This is a genomic window from Paenibacillus sp. JNUCC-31 (assembly GCF_014844075.1).
GTDB lineage: Bacteria > Bacillota > Bacilli > Paenibacillales > Paenibacillaceae > Paenibacillus.
The window spans coordinates 6624014-6641915 of record NZ_CP062165.1; the positions used below are offsets into that span (position 1 = coordinate 6624014).

Here is a 17902-nt window from a genome sequence, read left to right on the forward strand (position 1 = left end):
AGAAAAAATGACACTTGTTAGGGGAGGCACCCCAACAGAGGACTTTGTTCCTTTGTTGGGGTGCCTCCTTTTTTGGTGTGCAGAAAAGGAGAGCAGACGTTGAAGAAATCCCGAAAATTGGTGAAAAAACAAGCCGAGCAACTGACCAAAGTAGTGCTGGCTTTTGCCTTGCTTTCACCTCAAGCACTGATCGCTGAATGGGGAGCAACCGCCGTTATGGCTGAAGCTGTGGAAAGCATCAGTATTGTATCCGATACCTACAGCATGAAGGCTGTTCAATCCTCCAAAGTGAAGGTGGAGATGAACAGTGATGGCAAATACAGAATTGTATTGCTTCCCAATACCAACGTATTTTACGGCGGAGATACCGGAAATGTATCCACCATTATTGATCACAACGGAACCCCCATTAACTTTAAGTCATTGCCGCTCAATTATTATCGAATCAACAACAACGTCATTGAAATGTCCCGGCAAAAGGACAATGTCGAGTATATTTTGCGAGTATCCATCGTCAACGCCACGTCTCAAGGCGGTTATATGAAAGTGGAGCTGGAGGCTGTTAATCGCAGCGGCTCGACGCTCAATCTGGGAGGCACGTTCTACTGGGATACCATGGTGAATGGCAATGATGCTTCACCATTTGAAGTGATTGAGAACGGCTGGCGCAATTATAGCGGCGGTGTGCAGGTAACTGCTTTTTATGCCAACACGTATAATGTCGTGGACGCAGATCGTATTTTCATGGGGCAATATAACAGCCCGGATAATGCCCAACTTACAGGCGGTTCTACCCCATCTTCCTTTGTGCCAGGGCAGACCGTAACGGCGAGTGATACTGCTGCACAATTTTGGTGGAATGGCAAAGCAACCGCAAACCAGGTTTCCCGGAAATTTTCTACGATTGTTGGCATTGGTCCGAAAAATGCACCGCCCTCATTTACACTATCAGCTCCTTCTTCGGGCCAGACCTATTATAAAGGGGAGCAGCTGCAAATTTCCGGTACAACCCGGGACACGGATGTGGGAGATCTGTTGACTGTAAAATGGTCGATTGACGGTGGGGCGGAAAACATCCTGACACAGATGACGGCCACAGGTGTGAATCAGTCATTTAACACAAATTATACGTTACCAGACACTCTCGCCGATGGTACACATACGTTACAGGTATGGGTGATGGATGACAAAGGGGGAGTGTCTTCAGCCGGAACTATCCATTTCACGGTGAGAAGTTTCGTTGTTCCAGGAACGCCGACGTTTGCAGCGGTGAACAGCAATAATATGACGGTGAACTGGGATAAGAAGGCGAATGACGCTTCCGTGACGTATGAATTGAAAAATGTAACGACCAATCAAAGTTTCGATACGGGTACCTCAAACAGTCGCCAGTTGACTGGACTTACACCGAATACGCAGTATTCCTTTGCGGTCCGGGCCAAAAATGCAGTCGGTTCCTACACGGGATATTCAAGTTCTGCGGCCAAATATACACTGGCAAACTCGCCCGCTGATGCAGCAGTCACACAGTCTGGTAACTCCGTCACGGCCAGTTGGAACAACAATGGTAATCCCGCTGGAACCAACTACAAAACCGAGATACGAAAATCTGGTGGACAAGTACTCGCATCGGGTACAACCTCCTCGACACGTACCGAATTGGCTATAACTGGGCTCGCCGACGGAGTGTATGAAGTGTATGTAGCAGCACTAAATGGCGAAGGCATACAGACACCATTCATATCTGCTGGTCAGATCACAAAGGACACAACAGGCCCGACTGCTCCCTCTATATCCGTCAATCCATCTACTTGGACCAAGGAAGAGGTGTCAGTTACCATAACAGCAGGTTCGGATGCCTTGAGTGGGGTGCAGAAGACACAGTACAAACTGGGGATAGGGGGAGAATGGAAGGAATACAGCGTACCAGTCACAGTTGCTTCTGAAGGAAACACACTCATTTTTGCACGCAGCATAGATACATTTGGCAATACAGGACAAGAAGCTTCTGTTACGGCACGGGTAGACCGGACTGCTCCAACGCCTCCCATGATCTCATTGAATCCACCGGCATGGACCCATTCGAATGTCACAGTGACATTAACGGCAGGTACAGACGAAGCCAGCGGCGTTGGTCTTACACAGTACAGGCTTGGTGAAGAAGGAACGTGGATCAATTACCAGGAACCGTTTATCTTGAATGCAGAAGGAGTAACTGAAATTCAGGCGCGGAGTGTGGATCGAGCCTCGAATGTCAGTGGGTCAACTTCAGCTACTGCACGTATAGACAGGACAGGACCCGAGGAGCCAAAGATTACGCTCAGTGACGATGACTGGACGAATCAGGATGTGTCTTTTGAAATAATCAGCGGTGAAGATACAGGGAGTGGACTTTCCAAAAGCCAATATCGACTAAATGAGCAAGGTCCCTGGATCGATTACACGGGCGAAGTGAAGGTTACCGACGAAGGACAAACCGCCGTATATGCTCGCTCACTAGATCGGGTAGGGAATATAAGTACCGTAGCAAAAGCAATCATTCGGATCGACAAGACTGCTCCAACAGAGCCGGTCATTACATTAAGCCAATCCGGCTGGAGTAAGGAAGACGTGCAATTTACGATTGCCGGAAGTGTAGATGAACATGCCATATCATATGAGTATAGTTTAAACGGAGATCCATATATTACAGGGAACTCGGGTACTGTGAGCATAAACGGAGCTACAGTCATTCGGGCCAGAGCGAGGGATGCCGTAGGTAATGTTGGCACAGAGATCAGTCGTACGGCTTACGTCGATCAGATTGCTCCAACGATTACATTTACACCGAATGGACAGGGTTGGACCGATACCGATATATCCGCCATGATTCAATATGAAGATGCTGACTCAGGCATCCATGAACTGAAACGATTCTATCAAATAACGGGCGGCATTGCTCCACCAGAGAACTGGACTGAAGCCGAGTCCAATAAGCCCGTAATTCCAATCGATTCGGAAGGCATCTGGTATATTCATGCCAAAGCAACCGATGAGGCAGGCAATACATATGAAACCGTATCTTCACCTTATCAGATTCAGCGAAAACCAGAACAACCAGCGAATGTGAGCATCACACAGATCAATGAAACTTCAGCAGAACTTACATGGGACCTGCCGACAGGTAAGTGGCACACCGATGGATACCAATATGAAGTGATGAACAAAACAACAGGACAGTCGTGGACAATGGATTATCCGAACCACACGTTAATAGATAGTTCTCTGAATGGAGGGCAAGTCTATGAATTTGAGGTCAGAGCCAGAAACCACACGGGTTTAAGTGATTCAGTAACGATCCGTGCATTAACGGTTCCTGCGGCGCCGGGATCATTGCAAATTCGTAAAGTGGAATCTCAGCCAGATCTAGCAGAAGTACATTTCGATTCCGTTCAAGGCGCTACGGCATATCGGATCATGGCTTCAACTACAGACGGAAGAACGGTATATGATGAGACCATATCCGACTCTTCCCGCATGCCTTACATTAGCAATCTGGTCCCTGGGACAATTCATACCATCTCGGTTACTGCTTTGAATGAAAGTGGTGCGGGAGGGAGAAGCCGGACGGGATTCTTGACTTTGCCTGCAGCACCAGGGCAATTTGCGGCAGTGCAGATTCGGGAGCATGAGATCTCTCTGGCATGGGATACGGTAACTTCAGCCACATATTACAGTCTTTCGCGTAATGGGACAGGGGTCTTCGATGGATTGGAAACCGCGTACGTAGATGCAGGTCTGGATAGTGGTACAGAGTACAGCTATGAATTGCTCGCTGCGAATGAAACAGGAGAAGGGCCCCCGGCAGACTTGCAAAAATGGATGACCTTGCCCGGTGTTATTGAAAACTTGACCGTGGATGAGCCTACAACAACGAGCTTGCGTCTAAGTTGGGAGCCTGTAAGAGGTGCTGAGCAATATGAGGTCTATGTGGATGGAGAGAAGAGGCAGACGCTGCCCACCGGAACCCATGAATGGGTCGTTACGGGATTGGCTGCAGGTACAATGCAACAGTTGGAAGTGCGGGCGGTCAATGGGAGTGGAGAAGGTCAATCGAATCGGGTAGCTGGAACGACCCTTCCCGAGAGTCCTTCGGGGCTTCACTTTGTTCAACCGACCGAGACAGGAGCTATACTTAAATGGGATGAAGTCCCCGGGGGCACCCATTATCGGGTGACTCTTGATGGACAGAGCTATGAAATATCAGATACACAGCTTATCGTCGATCAATTATCAGGCAGTCGTCGCTATACGTATCAAGTGGAGGCTGGAAATGCTGCCGGGTATGGTGCGGCCACAAGTAGCGAACTGCTCACTTTACCAACCAGACCTGAAGGAATGGCAGTAACGCGTATCGATGAAACAAGCATGGGCATGGAGTGGGGATCGGTAAAGACAGCCGAGTCCTATATTGTGAGAATCAATGGAACTGAGGTTGGTCGAACTTCTCAACTTGCCTATACGGCTGTAGATTTATTGCCAGGGCTGGAATATGTGTTGGAGGTACAGGCCGTGAATGCCTCGGGAACAGGTCAATCGGCAAGTTTGATCCAATTATCCAAACCAACGCCGCCTTCAGAAATCGTTGTTGAACCTAAAGTACATAAAGCAACCTTGTCTTGGGACGCTGTTGAAGGTGCATCGGAGTATTTAATTTACCAGAATAATAAGGAGATCTATCGTGGTACGCAACCGACGGCGCTGATTACTGGGCTTCAGGATGGAACGAGGTACGACTATACTCTTCGGGCGGTAAATAGACAAGGGACCCAATCCGAAGCGACGAATGTCTCCGTGCTGACCTTGCCTAAGAAACCAGTTAAAGTTCAGGCATATGATGTGTCAGAAAACAGCCTTAGTCTGGATTTCACCAAAACAGATGTAAAAGGGGCAGACGAATATATCATTGAACGCAATGGGCGTGAGATCGCTCGTTTGAATGCTAGTGAAGGCCGCTTCGTGGACAAGGACTTGTCTTCGGGCACGAAATATACTTATATGATCCGGGCGGTCAATGCAAGTGGCTCAGGCGAATCCTTAACCTATGGGGTAATGACCCAAACACGGCCAATACCCGCAGATGGGATTAGTGTTATTAAGGGAACACATGCGTTTGATCTGGCCTGGGAAGCAGTTCAGGGAGCCACTGCATATGAAATTCACAATCAGACCACGGGAGATGTGCAGACGGTAACCGAACCTTCGGCTCATCTCGCGAGTCTGCTGGATGGCACAATGTATGAGTATGAACTCACGGTAATGAATGAGGATGGTCACCGTTCCACTCCAGTGCAGGTTCATTTACTGACCAAGCCTATATCCTCACAAACTGTAAGCATTGAGGCGGTAACGGATAAATCGGCAACACTTGATCTGAGTGGCAGCGCCACACGAGGAGCGGATCAATTGATCCTTTTGCGGGATGGGAATGAAATTGACCGTATTCCGGCTGACAGGATTTCTTATGAAGACAAGGACCTGACGCCGGGAGAGAAGTACACCTATACGGTCAAGACTTCTAATGCCTCCGGTGAAAGCGATGCGGGCTTTGAGGTTCAATTACGTACGCTACCCGCAACAGTGACTGAACTGCTGCATCCAGATGGGATTGAAGAGACGGAGGCAGTGATTACATGGGAGAAGGTTCAAGGGGCCGATGGTTACATTGTAAGGATAGCGGATGACGAATTTACTACAATTACAGAGAGTGAACTGACTGAGATCAGACTTACAGGGCTTGCCAGCGCAGCCCCATATGATATGGTGCAGATCATTCCTTATAATACGGCGGGTCAGGGAAGCCCTATTAAAGTCACGCCATTTTTCACATTGCCTCATGTTGATTCTGTTGAGATGAAGCTGTATCCCGAAACAAATCATGCCAGACTGGAGTGGGCTTTCCCTTATCCCAATGAGACGTTTGTAGTTATGATGGAGGGCATGGAGCTATACCGCGGCAAACAAAAAGAGTATATCGCGGATGAGCTGGAGGGTGGAACGAATTACTCCATTGAACTGTATACCGAGAACGTGCAGGGAGATATATCTCATAAGCTTGAATATACGTTATTAACCAAACCGGAGGCACCAAAGGAAGTGGAATATCATTCCACACAAGATAGCATTCAACTTCAGTTTGGAAAGAGCCAAGTCAAGGGGGCCGAACAGTTCATCATTGAACGTAACGGAGTGGTGATCAGCAGAGTATCGGTGGACGAACCTTTTTATAAGGATCAGGGGCTCGAACCTGGAGTCCATTATGAGTACACCATTAAAACAGGGAATGCTTCCGGTATGAGCGAGAATGGTTTGAAGCTTAACGCAGTTACGCTGCCCGGTACGATTTCCTCCTCTCCTATGGTCGAAGAACGAGCTGCACATGGAGCAGATATACTATGGGATATGGCTCCAGGTGCAACGGGCTACCGGATCTACCGGCAAGCCGAGCTGATTGCAACAATAACAGAAACGTCCATGCATATTGCGGCATTGAAAAGTGCTCAGCGCTATCCTGACTTTTCCATCGTGCCTTTTAATGAGGCGGGAGACGGAGAGGTAATCCTTGTACCTGAGTTTGAGACACTGCCGTCGAATGAAGTCATTGTTTCAGCGGTGGCCCAAGGTACAAGCAGTATTGTAGTGAGCTGGAAGCTGGAATCTTCGAATGAAACGGTTGTTCTTTCCCATAATGAACGTGAAATTTATCGTGGCAAAAATCGAAGCTACATCTGGACTGGATTAACGGGTGGACAGCGCTATGATCTGATGCTGTGGACTGAAAATTCTGCTGGGGAAAAAAGTGAAAGTCAACAGGCTTCGGCTGTTACTATGCCGTATCCACCTGCGAGTGGAGGAGCTAGCCCAGCAACGCCTTCCTCCAAACCGGAAACTGAACAGGCAGAAGTGACCCAACCTGATTGGGATGGCAAACCTGATACAGCAACCAAGAAACAGGTCAAATTTTTGGATATTGGTCAAACCTTTAATAAAGATCAGATTATCTGGCTGGCAGAACAGAATATTATTCAGGGTGTGAGTGAGACCCGTTTCGAACCGCGACGTCCCATTACACGAGCAGAGTTCACAGCACTTATTGTCCGATTAATGGGTGTGGACACATCTGTTGGTTACCAGCATGCTTTTCAGGATGTGAACGATCAGGATTGGTTTGCTCCAGAGATTGGGGCTGCGGTAAGTCGTGGAATGGTACATGGTATGGGTAATGGCAAATTTGCCCCTTATGCGCTCGTGACCCGGGAACAGGCGTCGAAGATCATTGCGAATGTTATTCGTAAAATCAAGCCGGAGCCTATGACATCACGTCGTGCGTTTACCGATCAGATGGATGTGTCCGATTGGGCCAAAGAAGAGGTGGAAGAGCTTGCTGGAATGTATATGCTAACCGGATACGAAGACGGCAGTTTCCGTCCCATGCAGCATTTGAGCAGATCCGAGGCGGCGGCCCTGATCTTCCGTTTGAACAAACTGATTCGTATTATAGAAGAAAACCAAACGATGGAGGGAAATCAAACGAGTAAAGAGACTAACACACCAAAATGGGACAGGACGATTTAGTTTAATCCTAAAATGGCTTCATCATTTCATCATCGTCTGTAGAACATTATCGGTTGTTCGACTTTTAATGTTATAATAGGTTGCCAATAGGATAAAAATAGGGTAATGGACAGTGGTGATGAATGATGAATAACAAATTTATACGAATCTATGAAGATATTGCAGCACGAATCCGTACCGCCGAAATTCAAGCCGGATCGCTGTTGCCTTCGGAGCTGGATTTGGCTGAGAGCTACCAAACCTCCAGAGAAACCATCCGCAAAGCACTTAAAATGTTATATGAAGAAGGATATATCCAGAAAATCCAGGGTAAAGGCTCCATAGTTTTGGATATCCGTAAAATTGACTTTCCAATCTCGGGACTGGTCAGTTTCAAGGAACTTGCCAAAAAAATGGGACACCGTGCCCAAACGTATGTGAAGGTTTTTGAGGAACAACAGGTCGATCAGGCCTTGTACAAAAAGATTAATTTTGGTCTGAATGAACAGGTGTGGGAGATCCGGCGTGTACGCAAAGTGGACGGAGTCCATGTTATTCTGGACAAGGACTATATTAGTCAGAAGCTTATTCCCGGTTTGAGCAAGGAGATATGCAATAATTCCATTTACGAGTACATTGAGGAAGAGCTGGGATTGACCATCTCTTTTGCCAAAAAGGAAATTTTGGTGGAGGAACCTACCGCTGAGGATCGGGAACTGCTCGATCTCGATGGATTCCATAATGTAGTTGTCGTTAGAAGCCAGGTTTACTTGGAGGATGCCAGTCAATTTCAGTACACGGAGGCGAGGCATCGACCGGACAAGTTCAGATTTGTTGATTTTGCCCGGCGAAGATAATGCACGTTACGGTTTGGTAGTAAAAAGAGTACTTTTTCACTGTTTGTCAGTGAATGAAGTACTCTTTTTGTTATGGGGAAATCCGAAGATCGTCCATCAAGAACCGTTGAATGTCAATGTTCTTCCTTCATGCCTGAGCGTATGATCACAATATATACGAGTCTAAGGAGTGAGTGGATTGAATCACGCTATAGAAGGGCCAAAAGTTAGAGTATGGGAAGAAATTAGAAATATCCCGACCTATGGTACAGGCAAACCGGATCAAAATCCGATGTTTCTTGAAAAGCGAATCTACCAGGGGAGCTCCGGGAGGGTGTATCCGCTTCCGGTCGTTGATCGTATTGATGATGAAGTTACGGATCAACCGTACCGAATCATTATTCTTGAAAATGAGTATGTGCGCATAGAGATGATGCCGGAACTGGGTGGTCGCATTTATCGTGCGCTTGATCTTACGAACGATTACGATTTTGTATATTACAATCGGGTGATCAAACCTGCTCTTGTAGGTCTTGCTGGACCCTGGATCTCGGGAGGCATTGAATTCAATTGGCCCCAGCACCATCGGCCCAATACATTCGGTCCGGTAGATTGTACATTTTCTAGCAATGATGATGGAAGCGCTACCGTATGGATTGGTGAAATAGATCGCATGTATGGGACAAAGATGACAGCCGGTTTTACATTGCATCCTGGGAAAGCATATCTAGCGATTAATGCCGAAGTATATAACCGTACCCATGAACCTCAAACCTTTCTGTGGTGGGCAAATCCGGCTGTTGCCGTAAATGATCATACGCAATCGGTGTTTCCACCGGATGTAACGGCTGTGCTGGATCACGGGAAACGGGATGTGTCCCGCTTCCCCATTGCGACAGGGACGTATTACAAGATGGATTATTCTGAAGGTGTCGATATCTCACGTTACAAAAATATACCGGTTCCAACATCGTACATGGCTTACAAATCGGATTACAATTTTGTGGGCGGTTATGATCATGGTGTTCAGGCAGGATTGTTGCATGTAGCCAACCATCATGTATCTCCAGGCAAAAAGCAATGGACATGGGGAAATGGTGCATTTGGGCAGGCATGGGATCGTCAGCTCACAGATGAGGATGGACCGTACATTGAATTGATGACAGGTGTATTTACGGATAACCAGCCTGATTTTACTTGGCTGCAACCTTATGAGAGCAAGTCATTTTCGCAGTATTTTATGCCCTACAAAGGGGTTGGTATGGTTAAAAATGCCACGATTGATGCGGCTGTAAACCTGGAGCGCGATAAGGAAACAGGCCAAGTCGTTGTAAGTGTATATGCAACTTCAGTGTTTGCCGATGCGGCAGTTGAACTGAAAGGGGCAACTGCCGTGTATCTAAGCGAAACTTGTACCCTTTCACCAACCCAATTATTTAAGACTTCATTGCAATGGAGTGGTGAGGAGGAATGGCATCAGTTGATTGTAACTGTTCGTGCCGCGGATGGAAGAGTGCTCGTTTCCTATCAGCCGGAGCCAGCTGAATTGAACGAAGTGCCGGAAGCCGCCAAACCACTCCCTCTGCCTACCGAGATTCGGACCAACGAACAACTTTACTTGGCAGGGCTTCATATTGAGCAATACCGTCATGCCACCTATGAACCAGAGTCTTATTATCTGGAAGGGTTGAAGCGTGATCCGGGTGATATCCGTCATAATATTGCATACGGCACATTGTTGCTGCGAAGAGGCTCGTTTCAGCAGGCAGAGGTTTATTTTCGCCAAGCTGTGCAATCGCTCTCATGGAAAAATGCAAATCCCTATGACAGTGAAGCCTTCTATCAGCTCGGTCTTTGTTTAAAGCTGCAAGGTAGACATCAAGAAGCGTACAAAGCACTTTATAAAGCAGTCTGGTCTGCACAGTATCAGGATAGCGGATATTTACTGCTTGCACAGATCGATACAGCGGAAAATAACGACGTCGAAGCGCTGGAACTCATCGAACGTTCGCTGATCCGTAATACCAGAAACTATAGGGCACGTCATCTGAAGGTGGCTTTGCTGCGCAGGACGGCCCGAGAGCAACAGGCGATGCAGTACGCTCGCGAGACTCTGGAGCTGGACCCGATTGATTTTGGAGCTGCTTATGAGTTGGTTCTGTTATACAGTGGAACATCTTCACTGGCAGATCACGAAAAGAAAGCCCATGCGATTGTTCATTTCAAAAAGCTCATGCGTGGGGACGTCCATAATTATATGAATGTGGTTGCAGATTACGCTGAGAGCGGATTGTGGCATGAAGCGCTAGGAGTACTTGCTTACTATGAATCCGAAGAAGAGCAGGTGTACCCGATGGTGTATTACGCTCAGGCGTATCTGCACCGTAAGGCAGGTGGCCCCGAACAAGCGTTGCAATGTCAACATCAAGGGAAAGTCGCCAAGCCAAATTATTGTTTTCCGAATAGTCTGTTTGAACTGCTTGTGCTGCTGGATTCGCTCATTGCAGATCCGTTCGATGCTCGCGCTCATTATTATGTGGGAAATTGGCTATATGATAAAAAACGTTATACGGATGCCATTACCCACTGGGAAACCTCACGTGAGGTTGATCCTACATATCCCACAGTACATCGGAATCTGGGACTCGCGTATTATAACAAGCTTCATCGTCCTGATGATGCACTGAGATCCCTAGAGGAAGCTTTTCAACTGAATCCTGCGGACGCTCGGGTCTTCTACGAGTTGGATCAACTGCACAAGAAGAGGGGCAGCTCCTGTGAAAACCGACTCGCATTATTGGAACAACACATGGACCTCGTTCATTTCCGTGATGATTTGTACATCGAGTGGGTTACATTGCTGAACATGCTAGGAAGACATCAGGAGGCATGGAATGCACTTCAAGGTAGACATTTTCATCCCTGGGAAGGCGGGGAAGGCAAGGTCACCGGACAATATGTTATGGCCCTTACTGAACTGGCGAAGCAACATCTGGCGAAAAAACAACCCGAACAAGCCATAGATTTGCTGAAAAAATCGTTGATTTATCCGCACCATTTGGGTGAAGGGAAATTGGAAGGTGCGGGTGACAATCCGGTGTACTTCTATCTTGGTTGTGCCTACGAACTAATGAACAATACCGAGGCAGCAAAAGAGAATTTTCTAAGAGCTTCCATCGGGCTGGACGAACCAACAAGTGCCATGTTCTATAACGACCAGCCGCCTGAATGGATCTACTATCAGGGCCTGGCCTGGGAACGAATGGGGAAATCAAGGGAAGCAAAGCGTCGATTTAACAAGCTGATTGATTATGCGGAGAGACATATGCACGACCACATCAGAATGGATTATTTCGCCGTCTCCCTGCCTGACTTTCTGGTCTTTGAGGATAATCTAGATCAACGAAACGAGGAGCATTGTCGATACATGCGAGCCCTGGGACTGCTCGGCCTTGGACGTAAAGACGAAGCGTGGCTTGAATTGGGACGAGTGCTGGAGATGAATCCGAATCACCAAGGAGCATATGTGCACAGATAAATGTTTTATTGAAACCAATGAGCTTGGAGGAGATATATTCATGAATAAAAATATAGCAGCCAGCCATATTCAATTCACGTTGGATGTGGAAGACAAAGAAATTCGTGCGGGACGCATGACCGGAAATGGTGGCAGAAACCCGCAAGGAGAATCCTACGATTTCACTAACTATTATATGACACACAACGGCAAACCCCATATACCGGTTGTTGGGGAATTTCACTTCTCCAGATTTGCCTATCTGCAATGGGAGGAAGAATTGCTGAAGATGAAGGCAGGCGGTGTGAGCATCGTGGCTTCCTATATTTTTTGGAATTTTCATGAGGAAGAGGAGGGGCATTTCGATTGGTCGGGAAACCTGAATTTGCGGCATTTTGTGGACTTGTGTGGCAAACATCAAATGCCACTGATTGTACGAATTGGACCTTTCTGTCATGGAGAAGTCCGCAATGGCGGCATGCCGGATTGGTTATTCAGCTATCCATTTGAAGTAAGATCCAACGATGAAGGGTATCTTTTTTATGCAAAAAGGCTGTATGGGGAAATTGCACGTCAACTCAAGGGTTGCTATTTTCAGGAAGGCGGACCAATCATAGCGGTTCAGCTGGAAAATGAGTATATGCATGCGGGAGCACCACTGGATGTGTGGGGATACAAGAACGGAAAATACATTACTTCTGGAAGGGATGGGCAGAAACATCTGACAGAACTTCGCCGGATCGCCGAGGGGGCGGGTATACGACCGATGTTTTTCACGGTCACTGCCTGGGGGGGGGCAGCCGTTCCCGAAGAAGGCACCCTGCCCATGCTGGCTGGGTACGCCTACACCCCATGGATCCCCAATCAGCCTCCAAGCAGCGAGTATTTATTTCGTGACCTGCATAGGAACCCTGTTGAAGCAATTGACTATGACAGTCAGGCGTATCCCGCTGCCTATTGTGAACTTGCTGGAGGCATGCAGGTCAGTTATCACGCTCGTCCTGTTGTGGACGCAGACAGCGTAGAAGCAATGACCATCGTAAAGCTGGCGAATGGCAGCAACATGGTGGGCTATTACATGTATCACGGAGGCTCCAACCCGATTGGCAAGAAGTCTTATCTTAATGAGCAGGCATTGCCCAAAATTACATATGACTATCAGGCTCCACTTGGAGAGTTTGGACGTATAGGTGAGTCGTATGATCGCATTCGTACGCTGTCCATGTTCCTGGAAGCCTACGGAGAGATACTCGCACCCATGGGCAGCGTTGTCCCGGAGATGCAGCATTCCCTCAAGCCGGAAAATACATTTGATATGCGCTGGTCTGTTCGTCAACAGTCGGGTTCAGGGTTTTTGTTCATTAACAATTATCAGGATCATGTGAACATGCCGGATCGGGAAGTCCGCCTGGAACTGACGACAGCAAAAGGAATGGCTGCTTTTCCGAAACACGGAACGATGCAGTTGAGGTCCGGCAGCGCTGCGATTTTACCTTTTCATCTGAAACTGGATAGATTGGAGATTATTAGTGCCACTGTACAGCCCTTGACCCGATTCAAAGCGAATCAGGAGCTAACGGCCGTCTTTTATGCTCATGAAGGAATAACCCCGGAGTATGTCATAGCCAAACGATCTGTTGCTGATCTGATCATGGAAGCAGGTACAGTCTTTGAGGTGGATAATGAATATGTTATACAACCCATGGCAGGAAAAGAACATGATTTGCGAGTCATAACGTCGGAAGGGACGGTCATCCGAATCATAACGTTGACCCGTCAGGAGGCGTTAAATTCCTATCGATTTAATCTAGGAGGGGAAGAAAGACTCATCATTAGCAGCAGTCATCTGTATATGAAAAATGATCAACTGATATGCACGTCTTCCGGTCAACCAGAGATGGAACTATCTCTCTTTCCGGTACCGGATACGATGAACGTATCGAATTCTGAATATACGGTTATTTCACATTCGAAGCAGGGGATCTTTGGCATATACACACTCCAAGTTCCGGCGTACGCACCCGCAGTAGAGATTAGTTATCCCAAAGAACATGCTGCTATACTTGATATTGAAGCACAATGGCCTGAGCAAGTGGAAGATGTCTTCGTTGAGATTGATTATGAAGGCGACGTAGCAGAGGCACATATTCATCATCAATTACTGACGGATCACATTCAGTATGGACATAGCTGGAAGATCGGTTTGAAAGCGTCACGTCACCTCTTGTATGATCATGCACTGCGTCTGTCTATCACGCCTCTTCGGAAAGGAACGATAGAGCGCTATGTTAATCAGGCTTATGTTGAAAGATTTGAAGGTGTGGAGATTGGAACGTTTAATAAGATCAAGTTGGTACCGCATTATCGAGTAGGAATTATGATGTGATGAGTAGTGCAGACAAGTAAAAACAACAGGCTCTAATACAGCTCCTTCTCTTGACTTATTCTGGGAGAAGGGGTCTTTCTTGATTTCAGAAATAACTTCCTTATCATGGCAATAAGAACTTGACTGGTAAGCGTTTTCATTTTATTATGAATTCATAACCTTAACGATAAAGTAATTTAAAGTGTACAAAAAACTTATTTGTTTCATATTTATTTTGTTAACTTACTTCGATTCTTGCGTTATTCGTTTCAATTTTAGTTAACTTGCTTATTTCCTTGAGCAGGGTTAATTGAAATCTATTAAAAAATGTGGGAGGTTCTAACGAATGGTCAAGTTGCAAAAGGGTACTATCATCACCGTTATTGCTGCACTCATGTTTATGATGTTGGGAAGTGCTGCGCCCAAGGCGTCTGCTGCCACAGGATTTTATGTAAGCGGTAACAAACTGTATGATTCTACGGGTAGAGCTTTTGTCATGCGAGGCGTCAACCACGGTCATTCCTGGTTCAAAAACGATCTGAACACAGCAATACCAGCCATTGCAAAAACAGGTGCCAATACGGTACGCATTGTTCTCTCCAATGGGACGCAATATACCCAAGACGATTTGAACGCTGTTAAAAACATCATCAACGTGGTGAGTCAGAACAAAATGATTGCAGTGCTTGAAGTACATGATGCAACAGGCAAAGATGATTATAATTCGTTGGATGCAGCAGTGAACTACTGGATTAGTATCAAGGAAGCTCTGATTGGCAAGGAAGACCGCGTTATCGTAAATATTGCCAATGAATGGTACGGAACATGGAACGGCAGTGCCTGGGCTGATGGGTACAAAAAAGCAATTCCGAAACTGAGAAATGCCGGCATTAAAAATACATTGATTGTTGATGCAGCCGGTTGGGGCCAATATCCGCAATCCATTGTGGATTATGGACAAAGTGTATTTGCAGCAGATACACAGAAAAATACGGTTTTCTCCATTCACATGTATGAATATGCGGGTAAAGATGCCGCTACGGTCAAAGCCAACATGGAAAACGTGCTGAACAAAGGTTTGGCTCTAATCATCGGTGAGTTCGGTGGATACCACACCAATGGGGATGTCGATGAATATGCAATCATGAAATATGGTCAGGAAAAGGGAGTTGGCTGGCTCGCATGGTCCTGGTATGGTAACAACTCTGATTTGAATTATCTGGATTTGGCTACCGGTCCAAACGGAAGTTTAACGAGCTTTGGCAACACGGTAGTTTATGACACATATGGAATTAAAAATACTTCAGTAAGAGCAGGGATCTATTAATGATCTCTATTAAATTGTGAGTAAGGAGCACCCTGACGAAATTGTTGGGGTGTCTTTTTTTGAAAAGAGGATTATTCATAAAACTACCTTTTGAATTTTTCCGTTTATATTTAAAATATTCTATTTTCAAAACAAAACAAAGATGATAAACTCGGATTAGGAATAAAACAAACATTATCGGAGGGGAACAAATGGTACAGAGTTTATGGAATTCATCACAGGCTTCGGAGAAAACAACTGGGCTGGAACAATTGGTCTACCGATCCAATCTGATTGGCGCAGACCGCAGTGTATGTAATATTTTCGGAGGCAATACGTCTACCAAAACGACAGTAAAAGATTTTCGTGGCCGTGATATAGAAGTGATGTACGTGAAAGGCAGCGGTTCTGACCTAGCTTCCATGCAAGCGAAGCACTTTACAGGGCTTGGACTTGAAGATATTCGTCCATTGATTGAGCGTGAGTCGATGTCGGATGAAGAGATGGTCGAATATCTGGGGCATTGTATGATCGATTCCAAGCATCCACGTGCTTCCATTGAGACATTGCTGCATGCATTCCTTCCATATAAACATGTGGACCATACCCATCCGGATGCCATTATCAGTCTGTGTTGTGCAGATAACGGAAAAGAACTGGCGAAAGAGATTTACGGAGACCGATTTGTATGGGTTCCTTATGTACGTCCAGGATTCACACTATCCAAGATGATTGCTGAAAGCGTATTCTCGAACCCTAATGCCGAACTGGTTCTGATGGAGAAGCACGGACTTGTGACTTGGGGAGAAACATCGGAAGAATGTTACGCACAGACGATCAAAATGATTAATGAAGCGGAAGCATTCATTGAAGCGCGTGTTGACGAAGGAAGCTTGTTTGGCGGAGAGAAACATCCTGCGCTTGAGGCAGAAGTTCGCCGTCAGATCGTATCCAAGGTGATGCCGACCATTCGGGGAGCGGTATCGGATAGCAAAAAAATGATTCTGTCCTTTGACGATCAGGAGGATGTGCTTGCTTTTGTGGGTGGAGCGGATTCACCAGAACTGTCCCAGGTCGGCGCGGCGTGCCCGGATCATTTGGTTCATACCAAAGTGGTACCTCTGTTCATCGATTGGACACCGGATGCGGAAGATATCGAAGGACTGAAAGCCAAACTGGTGGAAGGTGTAGCCGCCTATAAAGAGCAGTATCAACAATATTTTGAAAGCAACAAAAACGAAGGTGACGTCATGTTCGAAGCTGCACCTCGTGTCATTCTCATTCCTGGTGTGGGCATGATCAATACAGGCAAGAGCTGGGCACTGTCCCAGGTAAGCGGGGCATTGTATCATAGAGCCATTGCCGTAATGCGCGGTGCGACAAGTCTGGGCCAATTCGTATCTCTCAGTGCGAATGAGTCTTACAATGTGGAATACTGGCCGCTTGAGCTTTACAAATTATCGCTGGCTCCGGCAGAGACCGAGTTTTCCCGCAAAGTGGCGTTTATTACCGGGGGTGCCGGTGGAATTGGAAGTGAAACGGCACGTCGACTGGTATCTGAAGGTGCTCACGTCGTTCTCGCGGACCTCAACCTTGAAGGTGCTCAGAAGGTAGCACAGGAAATTAACGATCAATATGGTGCCAATCGCGCATATGCATTGAAGATGGATGTAACCGATGAGGAAGCCGTGCAATCTGCGTATGCTGAAGTTGCCGTCCAATATGGCGGAGTGGATATCATCGTGAACAATGCGGGCCTTGCAACTTCAAGTCCTTTTGACGAAACATCCTTGAAGGAATGGAATCTGAACATGAATGTGCTGGGTACGGGATATTTCCTCGTGGCACGCGAAGCCTTCAAATTGATGAAACAGCAGGGGATTGGCGGCAGTATGGTTTTTATCGGGTCCAAAAACTCGGTTTATGCGGGTAAAAGCGCCTCCGCTTACAGCTCGGCCAAAGCGCTCGAAGCTCATCTGGCACGCTGTATCGCGGCAGAAGGCGGGGAATATGGTATTCGTGTAAATACCATTCTCCCGGATGCCATCCTGCAAGGTTCAGCGATCTGGAACGGTTCATGGAGAAATGAGCGTGCAGCGGCATATGGCATCGAACCGGATCAACTGGAAGAGTACTATCGCAAACGTACGACTTTGCTCGTCAATATTTATCCAAGAGACATTGCGGAAGGCATCGCATTCTTTGCCTCTTCCAAATCGGAAAAAACGACCGGCTGCATGATGACGATTGACGGCGGTGTGCCGGCAGCATTTACACGATAATAA

6 protein-coding genes are annotated in these 17902 nt (G+C 46.8%); all 6 read left to right on the forward strand.

Annotation, left to right across the window (positions count from 1 at the left end):
• Positions 1 to 99 precede the first annotated feature (99 nt).
• The 6 genes from JNUCC31_RS29235 (at position 100) to JNUCC31_RS29260 (ending at position 17899) form a co-directional block, all read left to right on the forward strand.
• Positions 100 to 7614: a fibronectin type III domain-containing protein gene (locus tag JNUCC31_RS29235; RefSeq protein WP_192266826.1), complete on the forward strand. Its 7515-nt coding sequence runs from the start codon at positions 100 to 102 to the stop codon at positions 7612 to 7614.
• A 125-nt stretch (positions 7615 to 7739) separates the two neighbouring features.
• Positions 7740 to 8450 carry a trehalose operon repressor gene (treR, locus tag JNUCC31_RS29240; protein WP_192273421.1) on the forward strand — a complete coding sequence of 237 codons (711 nt, stop codon included), beginning with the start codon at positions 7740 to 7742 and terminating at the stop codon, positions 8448 to 8450.
• Positions 8451 to 8628: 178 nt separating this feature from the next.
• Positions 8629 to 11967 (forward strand): DUF5107 domain-containing protein, encoded by a 3339-nt coding sequence (locus JNUCC31_RS29245; protein WP_228469299.1) that lies wholly within the window; start codon positions 8629 to 8631, stop codon positions 11965 to 11967.
• A 40-nt stretch (positions 11968 to 12007) separates the two neighbouring features.
• Complete coding sequence (locus JNUCC31_RS29250) at positions 12008 to 14332, forward strand: beta-galactosidase (RefSeq protein WP_192266827.1); 2325 nt, start codon at positions 12008 to 12010, stop codon at positions 14330 to 14332.
• A gap of 373 nt (positions 14333 to 14705) precedes the next feature.
• Positions 14706 to 15638, forward strand: a complete 933-nt coding sequence (locus JNUCC31_RS29255; protein WP_416234466.1) for a glycoside hydrolase family 5 protein — start codon at positions 14706 to 14708, stop codon at positions 15636 to 15638.
• Between the two features lie 191 nt (positions 15639 to 15829).
• On the forward strand, positions 15830 to 17899 hold the full coding sequence (locus tag JNUCC31_RS29260; RefSeq protein ID WP_192266829.1) for a bifunctional aldolase/short-chain dehydrogenase: 2070 nt from the start codon (positions 15830 to 15832) through the stop codon (positions 17897 to 17899).
• Positions 17900 to 17902: the final 3 nt, after the last annotated feature.